We start from the raw sequence: 15,205 nt of genomic DNA on the forward strand, positions 1-15,205 counted from the left end.
TTATGAAAGGATAATCTAAAATGCAAAACCTTCAACTTGGACCTTTAGTATTGAATATGGACTTGCTTATATACTTGCTTGCGGGAATAACTGGTGTTCTTGCCGTACGACTTAGGAGCAGAGGACAATTAGATAAGGAACAATTATTGTCATATGCATGGAATACCATAATCATATGGATGATCATCTGGAAGGCTAGCCTTCTTCTCTTCGATCCAATGAGCGTCATTAGTTATCCACAAGCACTTCTTTTCTTTGATGGGGGTTCTAAAGGCTTCTGGCTTGCTACTGTAGTTGCAATTAGTTATATTAGCTATCGATACAAAGGTAAACTAGGAAATTATGAGGCAGCTGCCTTCATAGTAATCATGCTTTCGGGATGGACATTGATCTTTAGTGGTGCACAGATTTTATTAACTAGCTCTACTCAGCTCATTCATTATGTAACATTACTGCTCTCTTTTGTAGTGCTACTTTTATTACAAAATCCAACCCGAAAAGTAACCATTCGTTATACCGTTCAACTGCTATCAATTGCCTTTGTCATTGGTCTCATAGGTAGTATGGTACATGATCAGATACAAGAAGGAATATTCTCAGCTAGAACTTCCACTCAACTTGTAGATGAGGAGAACCAAGCAGTCATTGGTATTCGTAATGGACAGAGCGCTCCAAACTTTCAACTTATGGACCTACATGGAAATTCTGTGAATTTGGCCGATTATCGAGGGCAAAAGGTAATCATTAATTTCTGGACTACGTGGTGTCGTGTTTGTAAAGCAGAAATGCCACATGTAGAAAAGCTATACGAGCATTATAAGAATGAAAATGTTGCAATACTTTCTGTAAATGTAACGAGTCAAGAAAGTAATGCAGGTGATGTTGAGCAATATGTGGAAGAGCGATTACTAAGTTTTCCTATTATTATGGATGAAATAGGATCGGTCAGCAAGCAGTATAAAGTAGCCGCTTATCCTACAACATTTATTTTGGATGAAGCGGGAATTATTCGAAAACAACAAGTAGGCGCTATTAGCTTCGAAAGTATGAAGAACGCTATCCAAGATATTTAAAACTAAAGTGCTATTCTGCAAGGTCTACTGCCTTACAGGATAGCACTTCTTCAAGTATTACTCCTTCTCATATTATTCAATTGCAATATAGATATCAACCTGAGCATGAGTTGGATCGACGCAGCGTTCATCATAATATTCGAAGTCACCGGTGTAGGTCCGCTTCATACTGGAAGCTTCCGACCATTGCCATATTTCATTCCATGCTTGAAAAACAACCTCTTGAATCGGTCCAGTTGATGTCTTAAAAACAGCATATTTAGCTGCTGGAGTGATGACATAATCCATCCCGACAGGCTTGTCCTCTATATTCTGAATTCTTTTGCCAATGAGTAACCGATACCGTCCTTCAGCACCATTTTCGTAATCAGTATAACAACCATAAATCGTGCCATCATTTGCTTGTTCCGATATAAGTGAGCTTATATCATCCGAGTAAAATTTTGTCCATAACGCCCCGAGTTTCCCTTTGCCACTAATTTCATCTGTATTAGTCGTTATGACGCTAATACCTGCTAAAATCATGCTATCCTTTTCCTCTATTCTTAAAGGCTGAAGCTGGCTCGTTTTTGGATTTTGATGATCTTCATATTGAATCTCAGTAGTCATTCTATCACTCCTTCTTAGTTATATTGCAATTATAATAAAACAAACCTGACAACTATCTGTCAGGTTTGTTTTTCGATCCATATATATTTGCTATTTCTCTAGCTCTACTTTCAATAATTTGACGCAAATGCGGAGGATCAAGTACTTCGACATCTGGACCTAAGCTAATAATAAAATTATACAACCATTCATTTTCAGGGAAGATTTGTCGAACAAGGATGCTACCATCTTCCTGAATGTCAATTTCCTCAATGCTGAACCATTCCTCCGCAAAATGCTGCTTATTCTTTTTAAAACAAAGAATAATTTCGATTGAATTTTGCGGAGAAACCCACTCTTCACCTATATTTCGTTCTCGTAAGAGCAGAGAGTCTCTCATAAAGATTTCCTCTATTATAATGGGATCCTTCATTCGAAGTAACTTAAACAAGCGGAATTCAGCTCGTTTGAGGCAGAAGGCTTCAAGATACCAATGCCTCCCCTTCAAGATGAGCGTATACGGTTCAACAATTCGTGTGGTCAGCTCCCCATTGGCATTTGAATAGTTAAATCTCATACGAGTCTGCTGCTCAATTGCTTGCTTGATTAGCTGCAACTTAAATTGAAGTCGTCCTGATCCACCCCAAGGAGAAAGGTCAATAACTAAATGATTCGCCTTCAAATGAAATTCTACCGCTCGAGCGGGAGAGATTATACTATTTATTTTCTCAATAAGATGTTCATTACTTTCACTAATATACGAATTGGACATTCCTCGGAGCGCTGTGATTATAGCAGCTAACTCATCATTTGTTAATACATTGCGATCTAGTCGGTATCCCTCGGCGAGTCCGATTCCCCCGTTCATTCCTTGATAAGTCACAATTGGGATGCCTGCCTGATTAATCGATTCGATGTCGCGGTATATTGTACGAACAGAAACCTCAAAACGATCAGCCAGTTCCTTTGCCTGTATCATATTGCGATTTAAAAGCATGATCACAATTGCTAACAACCGATCTATTTTCATATGACAACTCCAGTGCTTAATAGCTAAGACTTGCTCATTAAAATTGTCATCGCTTGTACTCTTCCTCACAATAATATCGTTAAAAAGTTGTAGAAGGAATGACATACAAAACAAAGGGATGTTTCATAATAATGAAAACATCCCTTTGTTATTATGTTAACATTCTTAGCTAGATCCATGGTACTAGCTTTAGAATGGTCATACGACGGTAGAACCTGTCGTAGACTTTGACATAATGTAGTATACGCACTCTGACTCTGTTGTGTGACTATTGTTGTGCATTTAATTTCCATGCATAACTAGTAATCATACCCGTTTCATCAGTTATTTGAAAAGTAAAGAAAGTTCCTTCATTATCCCATTCGATAAATTCAAATAAACCTTGTTTTGGCACTTCCCATTGTTGTACTATTTGATTTGAACTTGTCTCATACACCGATATTGTATGCTCTTCAAACTGTAAATAGAACTTTTCATCCTTACTTGGATATCGTTCTACACTTGCCCCACTATCATTTACAGTTTGCTCTTGGATTGTAGTAGCAAGCTCATTCAAAACTCCTAATTTATCTACATTTTCCGTTAATGAACCAGTTAATTCAGGGACAAAGGCACTAGATGAAGAATCTTTTGGTTTTTCCGTAGTAATCTCTTTTCTTATATTTGGTATTGCCGGAGCTATCGTGGTACTCCCTACTTCTAAATACTCTTCTAATCCACCACTAGGATCACTACTTTGACCATTGATATTGGGAGCAACAGACGAACTGTATTGTCCGATCTCATCGGTCGTTCTCACCTTACCTGGTGAGTCAGCAGCCATGTCTGTTTCCTCTTCATTTGTAAAAATTTGAGCTGCAGCTGGTTCGGGCCCAATGTCATTTTTAGCATTAATTTTCATCGCAAGATCAGATGACGTAGAGTTACTAGTACCAGGTATGCCATTCAAATTAACCATCAGTACAACTATCGCTGCCGCTGTGGCAATACTTCCAACCGTAGTTAACCATCTATTACGTCTTTGCTTAGCTATAATTAATGAATTACGTTTCTCATTATCGATTCTTTCAAGTTCTGGCAATATAGCATCAACAATGCTGATGGAAGGGGTTACACGAGGCAATTGCTCTAAACTTCCTGATAATAACGTTAATTTTTCGAACAAAACTGTACACTGAGCACAATCGCTTAAATGAGTCATTAATGTTGCTAATTCTGACTCACTCAAATCGTAATCCAAATTTCGTTGCATCAATTCACCAACCTCTGTGCAATTCATCCTCTTACACCACCTTTCTGATAATCTTGTAGTAGATGTTGCAGCTGTTGCCTTGCTCGGAATAAATAAGACTTTACTGTGTTCAATGGTAAATCAAGTGATACAGCAATCTCATTATACGAGAAATCTTGTAAGTACCTTAAAATTACTACTGTACGATGATGCTCTGGTAATTGATCAATTGCTTGTTTAATTTCTTCAATTGCAAAACCTGCCATTACATCATGCTCAACACTACTTTTATCCTGAAAAACAATTTCATGTTCGTCGATAGAAATTGTAGGCTTAGTCTTTCGGAACTTATCAATACAAATATTTGTAACAATGCGTTGAACCCATGTTTTGAACTGAGCTTTTTCTTCGTATGTTTCAATTTTCGTATATATGCGAATTAACGCTTCTTGTGAAGCATCAAGAGCATCTTGCTCGTTGTTCAAAATATAATATGCGGTTCTATACACATGGTTTTCGATCTCTCGCAAAAGAGCGATTAACGCTTCTCGATCTCCGGATTGAGCAGCTTTAATCAGTGAAGGCTCGACCACGCGAAAGCTCCCCCTCTCATGCAACCTTATTGACGGAACAATAGAAAAGAAGGTTGCAACTATTTTCAAATTTATTAATTAAATTTATTATTTTCAGTTCATTTTCAGTTTTATCTCAGAAACTTTCATTCAAAGCATATCAAATTATATCCCTCACGTACACTTCTTATTTCCAATTCATAAAATAGATATCGTCATTTGTAGCTCGAAGCTTCACTTCTCCGAGTTGATCTGTACGAAAAATTATAGAATTATATTGTTCTAATCGTGATAATACTAATGGATGAGGATGACCATACACATTATAGCGCCCTACAGATATTATTGATGTCTTCGGTTCAAAATAGGAAAGCCATGAATACCCCGTCGAATATCGACTTCCATGATGTCCAACCTTCATGACTGAAATATGGTTAATCACTTCATTGTTTGAATATAACTGATTAACAATATTTTCTTCAGCTCGCTCGCCAATGTCTCCAGTATACAAAAAAGAGTGTTTAAACAAATGCAGTATCATAACTAAACTATGTTCATTTTGCTCAGAGATCATTTCCACTTCCGTCGGTAATACTTCTAAGGGCCACAGGATCTCAAATGTAGTTGCATCATCAACCTCAATCTTCTCCCCTATAATCGGACTTCGTAATGTAATATTCTTTTCGAGGATAATGGAAAATAATTGCTGAATATCTGCCGAATCTTTGTAACTACCATTCCACCATACTTCTTCAACTGGTATCGTTTTTATCACTTCAATTAAACCACCAATGTGATCAGAATCTAGATGAGAAATAATAAGAATATCTAATCGATGTACTCCTCGCTTCATCAAGAGTGGAACTAGAACATCTTTGCCTACTTCAAATGGATCTTGTCTTAATTTCCATTGCTCCTTCGATTTCCCAAAACTTACCGTTCCCCCTCCATCTATTAATATATGTTTACCTGAAGGCGTTCGAATATAACTAGCATCTCCTTGTCCAACATCTAAAAAGCTAACATATGCAGAACGAGTGAATAGTAAAGGTTCATACGCGTAAATTAAAAAACCTACTGTTAAAATTGTTATCATGAATAATCTACCGTGCTTGCGGAAGTAAGAAACTTTGCGATTTGGGTACAATATGTTGAGTTCTTCAATGCCATGCAACGGAACTGTTTCTTTATTACTCTCATTCCTATCAATAACCATTTCGCTAGAATTAGCATACTGAGTCTGCAACTCTGCGAAAAATGCTAATAATAATACATACCACCCAATAATCCACCATATCGGCGGAGTTGCCCAAATAAAATGAAACTGATGCACTTTACTGAGCAATGCAACAATATTAAAAGAAGCCTCATTGCACCATTGGACGATTAACACGAATGGTTTGGTAATTGCAAGATGGACATGACTAATTATCATAACAAAACTAGCTAATGGCATGACAATAAAACTAATAAAGGGTACTAGAATAAGATTAGCAACGAAAGAAAGTAGATGAAATTGATTAAAATAATAAATGGAAAGTGGAAATGAAATAAATTGCGCAACAAGAGTTACAGCTAACGAATCCATCAACCACTTACTCTTTTTCGTTCGAGGTAACGCTTTGCTAAGTGCTGGAACACCTATAATAAGTCCAATAGTAACGATAAAAGATAATTGAAAACTAACATTATGTATCATATATGGATTAATTATTACTAGCGTTAAAGCTACGATAGCTATTAAATGAAGCCCATCTTTCAATATATTCATTCTCACGGCAATAAGTCCAAGCATCGCCATTAATCCAGCTCTTAATATTGATGGTGATGCACCAGTTATAGCAACATATAGTGGGATTAATACAAGTAGAATATAAATTATTCGTTCTTTACTGAAGCGAAAAATTCTAAGAAGGACTGTAACGATATACATAAACACTGCAACATGTAATCCTGATATCGCTAATATATGAGTTAATCCTAGAGTGGAAAATTGTCGAAATTGTTCAGGGTCCAGCTCTTCACGAATTCCTAAAATTAATCCCTTTAAGTATCCACTTTGTTCCTTTGAAAATAACTGATCAAGCGGTGCACTTATTTTTACTCGTAATTCATCTATGACTGCCTTAAAACGAATTATCGAGAATGATTCCTCATCTGGAAGTTGTTTTATTGAATGGATCCCTTTACTTTTGAGCAACCAATGTATACGACTGTATTTGAGATATTGTCTATAATCAAAGCCGCCATCATTATTTCTTATAGCAGGCCGTGAAATTTCACCTGTTAGTTGAATATTTAATCCTCTTTTCCATTGTTTTGCGATTTCTAGTTCTTCTTCTGCTTGTAATGTAATATATACTTTAAATTTTTCTGAAATATCGTGTGCCACTACTCCATTGTTCCGAAATATTTGAGATGTTTCCATATCAAAAGATACACGATCCCCATCAATTTCAACTAATGAAGTAATCGTTCCTATCACTTTTGTCTCGAATGTTTCGATTAGACTATTATCCCATTCTTCAACTAACGCCGTCTTATTATGCAGATCTACCATATATCTTTGTCCCGCTCCAGCAATAAGGCACCCTACTAATATCAAGGCAAGAATTATTGTGCACCGTCGTAATAATACTGTAATTATTGCAATTAAAAGTAAACTTGCTATCCATAAAATAATAGTTATAGTGTCGTTATTACTAATAATAATATTTCCAAGCAACCAACAAGTTGTTATCGCAATAACTGGTCGTCTATTAATCATATGTCCCTTCCTCCCAACAAAAAAAGAACCTAATGACTACTCAAAAGAGCAGTCATTAGGTTCTTCCTAGGACTAACTATAATGTTATTATTGCTGAATTTCCATTGCAGCAAGAGCTGGCGGTTCATATAGATCAAGGGAACGGAATAGAATGCCAACTTGCTCCATTAAGTGCCTTACTTTAATATCATCTTTCTTATAAGGTCGATGATATACAATTTCTTTCACCCCACTGTTGGCAAGCATATTAGCACAAGTCCAACATGGTTGATCTGTCACATAGACGACAGATCCTTCTCGGTCGATCCGATCTGTAAATAGTAGAAGATTTTGTTCCGCATGAATAGTACGAATACAACGTTGTTTTTTGATCATTTTTTCGGTACCTTGATCATCATGTACAACCTCATACTCCTCTGTTATCATACAACCTGCCTCTTCGCAGTCTTCTACTCCCATTGGAGCACCATTATAAGCGGTTCCTAATAACTTTTTACCTTGAACAAGTACCGACCCTACATGACGACGATGACATCTTGAACGAGTTGAAACCATATACGCAATGTCCATAAAGTATGTATCCCAGTCTTTACGAACTGATTTATCAATATTTTCTAACATGATACTCTTCCTTTCATTGCTGCATGTCCACTATGTTTTATTGCATCTATTATAAGCGCTCAACGAACAATTTTGCAAAGAAAGAAATTGAAATTAAGACTATTATTGTTGACTAGAGGCAATCGCTTGCTCTAGATCAGCAATAATATCTTGAATACCTTCAGTACCAACAGACAGACGAACCATACCTGCTGCAACACCAGCTGCTTCTCTTGCATCATCACTTAATTGCTGATGAGTTGTACTAGCAGGATGAATAATTAGTGACTTAGAATCACCAACGTTAGCTAGGTGTGAGAATAGTTGAACGGCATTAATTAACTTCTTACCAGCTTCTATTCCACCTTTAATGCCAAATGTCATAATCGCACCTTGGCCGTTCGGCAAATATTTCTGTCCCAGTTCATAAGAAGGATGACTAGGAAGACCAGGGTAGTTCACCCATTCAACCGCTTCATGTGCTTCCAAATACTCAGCAACTGCTTGTGCGTTAGAGCAATGACGATCCATACGTAAATGTAATGTTTCAAGACCTTGTAATAGCAAGAATGAATTGAATGGTGATAAAGCTGCTCCCATATCGCGAAGAAGTTGAACACGAGCTTTAATAATATAAGCAATTGGTCCAAGAGCGTCTGTATACACGATACCATTATACGTAGGGTCTGGCTCAGTCAATCCTGGAAATTTATCGTTTGCTGACCAGTCGAATTTACCACCGTCAACGATAATACCACCAATTGATGTCCCGTGACCGCCAATGAATTTCGTAGCTGAGTGAACAACAATATCAGCGCCATGTTCAATCGGACGGCATAAGTATGGGCTCGGGAACGTATTATCAACTATAAGTGGAATACCATGTTCATGAGCAATCGCAGCTACTGCTTCTAGATCAATAACATCGCCTTTAGGATTACCGATTGTTTCTACAAAAATGGCTTTTGTCTTTTCGTTAATATAAGCTCTGAAATTGTTAGGATCAGACGGATCTGCGAATCTTACTGTAATACCTAATTTCTTAAATGTGTGAGCAAACAAGTTGTATGTACCACCATAAAGACTAGTTGATGAAACAATCTCATCACCTGCACCTGCAATATTGAAAATGGAATAAGTAATTGCTGCTTGTCCAGAAGAAACTGCAAGCGCTGCTGCCCCACCTTCAAGTTGAGCTACACGATTCTCGAATACATCCGATGTCGGGTTCATAATTCGAGTGTAAATATTACCAAATTCAGCAAGACCAAATAGATTAGCTGCATGATCTGTATCTTTGAATCCGTATGATGTCGTTTGATAGATTGGTACTGCTCGTGACATCGTTGTTGGATCGATAGTTTGACCTCCGTGGACGGATAGCGTTTCAAGCGAAAGTTTTCTTTGTTCAGACATTAATAATTCCTCCTAAACTTTTTGTTGCTTCTCGAGGGACATCTGTAAACAAAAAGTCTCTTCGTAAGCGTAAGCTAAACTTTTTGTTGCTTCTCGAAGGACATCTCTGTTAACAAAAAGTCTCTTCGTAAGCGTAAGCTAAACTTTTTGTTGCGGTTTCTCCACGTATAGATCGCAATAATAAGCAAATCTAGCCCATGAATGACAATATATTAAATAAATGCCATGAAACCACTTTCAATTCCATTATGACTGATCTATGGCTTGGCTACAATACTTTCTTGTATTCCAGCATAAAGTTTTTCCCCAATACCTTTAACACGCTTAATATCAGCTATATTTTTAAAAAGCCCTTTTTGTTCACGATCTTCAATTATCGCTTTTGCTTTTGAAGGTCCTATCCCTTTTAACTGTTGCAATTGCTCTGAAGTTGCCGTATTTATATTAATTTTACTTGATTGGTTAGTAATTTCAGTTTCTTCCATACTATTATTAGAGTTCATTGGCACTTCAGTAGAATTTTCTTCCTCATCTGTGTTATTCATTTGCACTTCTTCTAATGATGTACCAACAATTGAGTCATCTTTTACTTTTACACTATCCGTTGAATTATCGTTCATACTCAATGTTATCACCTTTCCGGCTTCATCTTGTTCTAGAAGTTTCTCTTCCAAAAGCAAGTTTAACGATTCCTCTGCTCCCTTCTGTGTTTCAGAATAATGAATAAAGATTGCCATCGTAACTAATAAAAGCCCTGTACCTAGCATTCCAATCCACATAAACGTAACTGCTGAAATGTTTGATTCTTTCTGTTTCAATACATTCACCTTCTTCTGGCATTATTTATTGACATAACATACAAGCCTTAGGGAATACGATAGATAAAAGAATAGAGCTTTCGTCACTTTCATAATAGCTTATACTTACGAGGTAACTTTTCGCTGCATAGAAGTAAATATAATCCGTTCGAAAAGTTTTAGGAGGTTATCGCGATGAAAATTGGATTTATCGGAGCAGGAAGTATGGGGAGCCTATTGATTGAATCTTTCATCTTATCGGAAGCAGTTGAACCGTCACAAATTAAAGTCAGCAATCGAAGTATAGAAAAAGCTCAGGCACTAGCATATAAATATCCTGGCATTGAAGTTGAAAGTAATAATGTACATGTTGTCTTTGAAACTGAGATCGTATTTCTTTGTATAAAACCTCATGAGTTTGCTACCGTTATTTCAGAAATTAAACCTTATGTACATGAAGAACAAATTATCGTTTCGATTACGAGTCCTGTTCTGTTGTCTCATCTTGAGTCGGAATTGAATTGTAGAGTTGCGAAAATAATTCCAAGTATCACTAATAAAATGTGGAGTGGTGCTACACTATGTATTTACGGCAATCAAATCGAAGAAATTTATCAGACAAAGTTGCAAAAATTACTTTCGTATATAAGTGAACCCATCAAAATTGAGGAGAGTTTTACTAGAGTTGTGTCAGATATCTCAAGTTGTGGTCCTGCTTTCTTTGCATTTTTACTGCAACAATTTATTGACTCAGCAGTGGAAGAAACCGGAATTCCAAGAGAAGGTGCAATGAAGATCGCAAGTAATATGCTATTAGGTACGGGGTTATTACTTACTGAAGGTGGTATGACAACAGAAGAGGTTCAACAGCGAGTTGCTGTGCCAGGGGGAATTACAGCCAAAGCACTCCATATGTTAAGTAGCGAAACTGCGGGAATTTTTAATGCTTTAATACGGACAACACATGCCAAATATTACGAGGATTTAGAAGTAGTTAATCAAACATTCGATAGAGAAGAAGTTGGCGGACAATAGCTATGTTTAGCTATTTCCGCCATCTCTTTTTTGTACTAGTTTGCTACGATATTAACAAGCTTACCTTTAACTGCAATTACTTTACGAACAGTTTTACCTTTGATTAGTTCTGCAACTTTCGGTAAAGCTTTAGCTTGAGCTTCCATATCTGCCACATCAAGATCAGCTGCAATAGAAATACGCTCGATAATTTTACCGTTAACTTGAACAACAATTTCAACTTCTTGGTCCACTGTCCAAGCTTCGTCAAATGTTGGCCACGCATGATATGTGATTGTACCGGAATGTCCAAGTACTTCCCATAGCTCTTCAGCTAGATGCGGAGCAAGTGGTGAAATCATTTTCACAAAGTCTTCCATTGCTTTACGTGGTAAAACTTCAGCTTTATATGCTTCATTTACGAAAATCATCATTTGGCTAATCGCCGTGTTGAAACGTAAATTTTCCATATCGTCAGTAATTTTCTTAATAGAACGATGCCATGTGCGCATAAATGCATCACTTGCTGGCTCACTATCAGAAACACGTGGATTAAGCTCTCCACTTTCTGTTACAAACAGACGCCATACACGACTTAAGAAACGATAAGAACCTTCAACGCCATTGGCACTCCAAGGTTTCGTAGCTTCTAGCGGCCCCATAAACATTTCGTACATACGTAGTGTATCTGCCCCATACTCATTGACAATTTCATCTGGATTAATAACATTACCACGAGATTTGGACATTTTCTCATTATTTGTACCAAGAATCATACCTTGGTTAACTAATTTTTGGAATGGTTCCTTCGTATTAACTACACCGATATCATAAAGTACTTTATGCCAGAAACGAGCGTATAGTAAGTGAAGTACAGCATGCTCAGCTCCACCAATGTATAGATCAACTGGAAGCCACTCTGCTTGTTTCTCAGGAGAACAAAGTTGCTCATTGTTCTTAGGATCGATGAAACGAAGGTAATACCAACAGCTACCAGCCCATTGTGGCATAGTATTAGTCTCTCGACGAGCCTTCATACCAGTTTCAGGATCAACAGTGTTTATCCATTCTGTTACGTTAGCAAGTGGTGACTCACCAGTACCAGATGGTTTGATAGCTTCAACGTCTGGTAGTAACAATGGCAATTGATCTTCAGGCACTGTTTTCATTGTTCCATCTTCAAGGTGAATAATTGGAATTGGCTCTCCCCAATAACGTTGACGAGAGAACAACCAGTCACGAAGACGATAAGTTACTTTCGCAGCTCCTTTACCGTTCTCTTCAAGGAATTTAATCATTGCCGCCATTGCATCTGCATTGTTAAGACCATTCAAGAAATCGGAGTTAACATGTGGACCATCACCAGCATAAGCTTCTTCAGCTACATTACCACCAGAAACGACTTCGATAATAGGTAGATCAAATTGTTTAGCAAATTCATAGTCGCGTGTATCGTGACCAGGAACAGCCATAATTGCACCAGTACCGTATCCAGCAAGAACATAATCAGCAATCCAGATCGGAGCTTTAGCACCATTCACAGGGTTTACTGCATATGCACCAGTAAATACACCACTTTTTTCTTTTGCAAGATCGGTACGCTCTAGGTCGCTCTTACGAGAAGCTAACAGTTGATAAGCTTTAACTGCTTCTTGTTGCTCAGCAGAAGTAATTTGTTCAACAAGCTCATGTTCTGGTGCTAACACGCAATACGTTGCACCAAATAATGTATCTGGACGAGTTGTAAATACAACAAGTGATTCATCGGAACCTTCAATTGGGAATGTTACTTCTGCACCTGTGGATTTACCAATCCAGTTACGCTGCATATCTTTAATGCTTTCAGTCCAATCAAGATCTTCAAGATCTTCAAGTAAACGTTCAGCATATTCTGTAATTCTCAAAATCCATTGACGCATTGGCTTACGCACAACTGGATGATTACCACGTTCACTCAACCCATCGATAACTTCTTCGTTCGCTAGAACCGTACCAAGCGCTTCACACCAGTTAACCGGAACTTCTGCAACATAAGCAAGACCACGATTGTAAAGTTGAATGAAAATCCATTGTGTCCATTTATAATATTCAGGATCCGTCGTACTAATCTCACGATCCCAGTCATACGAGAAACCAAGAGATTTAATCTGGCGACGGAAATTATCGATATTTTTGATAGTAAAATCGCGCGGATGTTGTCCTGTATCTATCGCATGTTGCTCCGCAGGCAAACCGAAAGCATCCCAACCCATTGGATGAAGAACGTTGTAACCTTGCATTCTCTTATAACGAGACAAAATATCTGTCGCCGTATAACCCTCAGGATGTCCTACATGCAGACCAGATCCAGATGGATAAGGGAACATATCTAAAGCGTAAAATTTAGGCTTATCTTTATCTTCACCTGTTTTAAAAGTCTTATTAGCATCCCAATATTGTTGCCACTTAGGTTCAATCGTCAATGGACTATACCCATGACGTGATTGCTCTGTACTCATTGTTATTCCTCCTAAAAACTTTTTGTTGCTACCTGCTATAACTTCTATAAAACAAAAAGTTACTTCGGAAGCATAAACCAAACTTTTTGTAGCTACCTGCTATAACTTCTATAAAACAAAAAGTTACTTCGGAAGCATAAATTCACTTACAATGAAGGTTCAAAAAGTGGGCTTTCGTAAGCCGAGAAGATGGAGTCAATTTTAGGAAGGAGGAACATAAATGTACGTACCTTGTACATGCGTACCGACCTTCCAAAATTCACTTCAAATTCGACGTCGAATACGATGCGTTAGCATACTCATCGTTATCACAGTCCATTTTTTGAACTTCCTCTAAACAAAAAAACCTCTCATCCCTAGCGGATTAACGCTAGGGACGAGAGGATTGCTCACGTGGTACCACCCTAGTTAGCAGTGATCTACTTGATCTACTACTCACTTTTCACCTTTATCGCAGGTATACGGTGTATTTATAAAACAAATTCATACACTGCTCAGAGGCGAGTTCCTCACGATCAAGTACCGACTTCCACCAAATGCCGGCTCTCTGATATCTTGATATCGATTGTACTACTCCTCATCAACGCATTACATATTAATAGATAATCTGATTATATAAATCGAATACTACAGTGTCAAGTCGCTCGTCTCATCTTGTTGCTGTTCTTTCTGTTTTCGAGGAGTACGATGACTAGTCATAAAACGATATCCTATTAATATTAGCAAAGTAGAATGCAGCATTACTCCGATTAGAGCATCTACACCTTGCATAATTATGGCCATAAACCATAAGCTTACAATCGGTAATTGAATCACAAATACGATAGCCATAAAAATTTCTAAAGGCTTATCTATCACAATAACATTAATCACCTTACGGAAAGCTAAAGTGCCAATCATAAGTAATCCAAGCACGATAGAGATATATCCCCATGTCGTTAAGCTCTGTAATAAAAACCCTTTACCAATACCTAGAATCTTATAATCAAACCATGAATACCAAGTATAATTAATTCCCGCCAAACAGGTAAGCACTGCTACTAAGGCCACTTGAGAGATTCGGTAGAACATATGCTACACCACTCTTTCCAATTTTATTTTCCACATCTTACTGATAGCTCTTATGTAGATGAAAACGGGAAATATGATCATGCAATCCAACTGCTTTCAACACCTCATATTGATACGGTCCAAGTAAATCAAAATGCGGATAGCGGGCTCTATTATGAATATATTTAGGGTCCAATTGAAATTGCTCACACCAAGCGACTAATTTTGAGATATCTTTGCAGCCGACTTTAGTAACTGTTCGTGCTTCAGGAAATCTATCATCTAGCCAATAATGTGTCAAATATGCAATTTGACCTTGTTCAACAGTAGTTTTCCAATCATTTAATTCTGCTCTTGTAATCCCAAAAGCGATACACAACGCCTCCTAAAACTTTTCATAGCAACTTGATTTACTTCTTTGTAATGAAAAGTTGCTTCGAAAGCATTAACTTAACTTATCATAGCAACTTGATTTACTTCCTTGTAATGAAAAGTTGCTTCGAAAGCATTAACTTAACTTTTCATAGCAACTTGATTTTCTGCTTGAAAATGAAAGTTACTTCGATCGC

Annotated in this window: 13 protein-coding genes and 1 other annotated feature; of the genes, 2 read left to right on the forward strand and 11 right to left on the reverse strand. The window is 37.4% G+C overall.

Annotated elements, in window-relative coordinates; all coding sequences use genetic code 11:
• Nucleotides 1-20: 20 nt before the first annotated feature.
• Nucleotides 21-1,073 (forward strand): TlpA family protein disulfide reductase, encoded by a 1,053-nt coding sequence (locus NAG76_21430; GenBank protein URN94352.1) that lies wholly within the window; start codon nt 21-23, stop codon nt 1,071-1,073.
• 72 nt (nt 1,074-1,145) lie between these two features.
• Here NAG76_21430 and NAG76_21435 read toward each other — a convergent pair whose 3' ends face one another.
• From NAG76_21435 to NAG76_21470, 8 genes are all read right to left on the reverse strand, one after another.
• Nucleotides 1,146-1,682 carry a GyrI-like domain-containing protein gene (locus NAG76_21435; protein URN94353.1) on the reverse strand — a complete coding sequence of 179 codons (537 nt, stop codon included), beginning with the start codon at nt 1,680-1,682 and terminating at the stop codon, nt 1,146-1,148.
• 52 nt (nt 1,683-1,734) lie between these two features.
• The gene (locus NAG76_21440) at nt 1,735-2,691 is read right to left on the reverse strand and encodes a YafY family transcriptional regulator (GenBank protein ID URN94354.1); all 957 of its coding nucleotides are present in this window, start codon (nt 2,689-2,691) and stop codon (nt 1,735-1,737) included.
• 268 nt (nt 2,692-2,959) lie between these two features.
• A complete protein-coding gene (locus tag NAG76_21445; GenBank protein URN94355.1) occupies nt 2,960-3,970 on the reverse strand; it encodes a zf-HC2 domain-containing protein in 1,011 nt (336 codons plus the stop codon).
• Nucleotides 3,967-4,515, reverse strand: coding sequence for a sigma-70 family RNA polymerase sigma factor (locus NAG76_21450; GenBank protein ID URN94356.1), 549 nt, complete (start codon nt 4,513-4,515; stop codon nt 3,967-3,969). The genes NAG76_21445 and NAG76_21450 overlap by 4 nt, the downstream gene beginning before the upstream one ends.
• Nucleotides 4,516-4,681: 166 nt before the next feature.
• Nucleotides 4,682-7,261, reverse strand: a complete 2,580-nt coding sequence (locus tag NAG76_21455) for a DNA internalization-related competence protein ComEC/Rec2 (protein URN94357.1) — start codon at nt 7,259-7,261, stop codon at nt 4,682-4,684.
• Nucleotides 7,262-7,348: 87 nt separating this feature from the next.
• A complete protein-coding gene (locus tag NAG76_21460) occupies nt 7,349-7,870 on the reverse strand; it encodes a dCMP deaminase family protein (GenBank protein ID URN96901.1) in 522 nt (173 codons plus the stop codon).
• A 114-nt stretch (nt 7,871-7,984) separates the two neighbouring features.
• Nucleotides 7,985-9,277, reverse strand: coding sequence for a homocysteine synthase (locus NAG76_21465; protein URN94358.1), 1,293 nt, complete (start codon nt 9,275-9,277; stop codon nt 7,985-7,987).
• Between the two features lie 257 nt (nt 9,278-9,534).
• Complete coding sequence (locus NAG76_21470; protein ID URN94359.1) at nt 9,535-10,095, reverse strand: helix-hairpin-helix domain-containing protein; 561 nt, start codon at nt 10,093-10,095, stop codon at nt 9,535-9,537.
• Nucleotides 10,096-10,269: 174 nt separating this feature from the next.
• On the opposite strand from NAG76_21470, the gene comER reads away from it, so the two are divergent.
• Nucleotides 10,270-11,109: a late competence protein ComER gene (gene comER, locus NAG76_21475; GenBank protein ID URN94360.1), complete on the forward strand. Its 840-nt coding sequence runs from the start codon at nt 10,270-10,272 to the stop codon at nt 11,107-11,109.
• A 35-nt stretch (nt 11,110-11,144) separates the two neighbouring features.
• Here the strand turns inward: comER and leuS are convergent, their stop codons facing one another.
• The 3 genes from leuS to NAG76_21490 form a co-directional block, all read right to left on the reverse strand.
• Nucleotides 11,145-13,586 (reverse strand): leucine--tRNA ligase, encoded by a 2,442-nt coding sequence (gene leuS / locus NAG76_21480; protein ID URN94361.1) that lies wholly within the window; start codon nt 13,584-13,586, stop codon nt 11,145-11,147.
• 369 nt (nt 13,587-13,955) lie between these two features.
• Nucleotides 13,956-14,179: a binding site (T-box leader), on the reverse strand.
• Between the two features lie 34 nt (nt 14,180-14,213).
• Nucleotides 14,214-14,657 carry a hypothetical protein gene (locus tag NAG76_21485; protein URN94362.1) on the reverse strand — a complete coding sequence of 148 codons (444 nt, stop codon included), beginning with the start codon at nt 14,655-14,657 and terminating at the stop codon, nt 14,214-14,216.
• 37 nt (nt 14,658-14,694) lie between these two features.
• Nucleotides 14,695-15,009, reverse strand: a complete 315-nt coding sequence (locus NAG76_21490; GenBank protein ID URN96902.1) for a hypothetical protein — start codon at nt 15,007-15,009, stop codon at nt 14,695-14,697.
• Nucleotides 15,010-15,205 lie beyond the last annotated feature (196 nt).

Source organism: Candidatus Pristimantibacillus lignocellulolyticus, assembly GCA_023639215.1.
GTDB classification, from domain to species: domain Bacteria; phylum Bacillota; class Bacilli; order Paenibacillales; family Paenibacillaceae; genus Pristimantibacillus; species Pristimantibacillus lignocellulolyticus.

Bases quoted from the DNA above. Each gene is read 5' to 3' on its own strand.
- NAG76_21465 (URN94358.1), bottom strand. From the start codon at position 9,277: ATGTCTGAACAAAGAAAACTTTCGCTTGAAACGCTATCCGTCCACGGA.
- NAG76_21455 (URN94357.1), bottom strand. From the start codon at position 7,261: ATGATTAATAGACGACCAGTTATTGCGATAACAACTTGTTGGTTGCTT.
- NAG76_21440 (URN94354.1), bottom strand. From the start codon at position 2,691: ATGAAAATAGATCGGTTGTTAGCAATTGTGATCATGCTTTTAAATCGC.
- NAG76_21485 (URN94362.1), bottom strand. From the start codon at position 14,657: ATGTTCTACCGAATCTCTCAAGTGGCCTTAGTAGCAGTGCTTACCTGT.
- comER (URN94360.1), top strand. From the start codon at position 10,270: ATGAAAATTGGATTTATCGGAGCAGGAAGTATGGGGAGCCTATTGATT.
- NAG76_21445 (URN94355.1), bottom strand. From the start codon at position 3,970: ATGAATTGCACAGAGGTTGGTGAATTGATGCAACGAAATTTGGATTAC.
- NAG76_21430 (URN94352.1), top strand. From the start codon at position 21: ATGCAAAACCTTCAACTTGGACCTTTAGTATTGAATATGGACTTGCTT.
- NAG76_21435 (URN94353.1), bottom strand. From the start codon at position 1,682: ATGACTACTGAGATTCAATATGAAGATCATCAAAATCCAAAAACGAGC.
- leuS (URN94361.1), bottom strand. From the start codon at position 13,586: ATGAGTACAGAGCAATCACGTCATGGGTATAGTCCATTGACGATTGAA.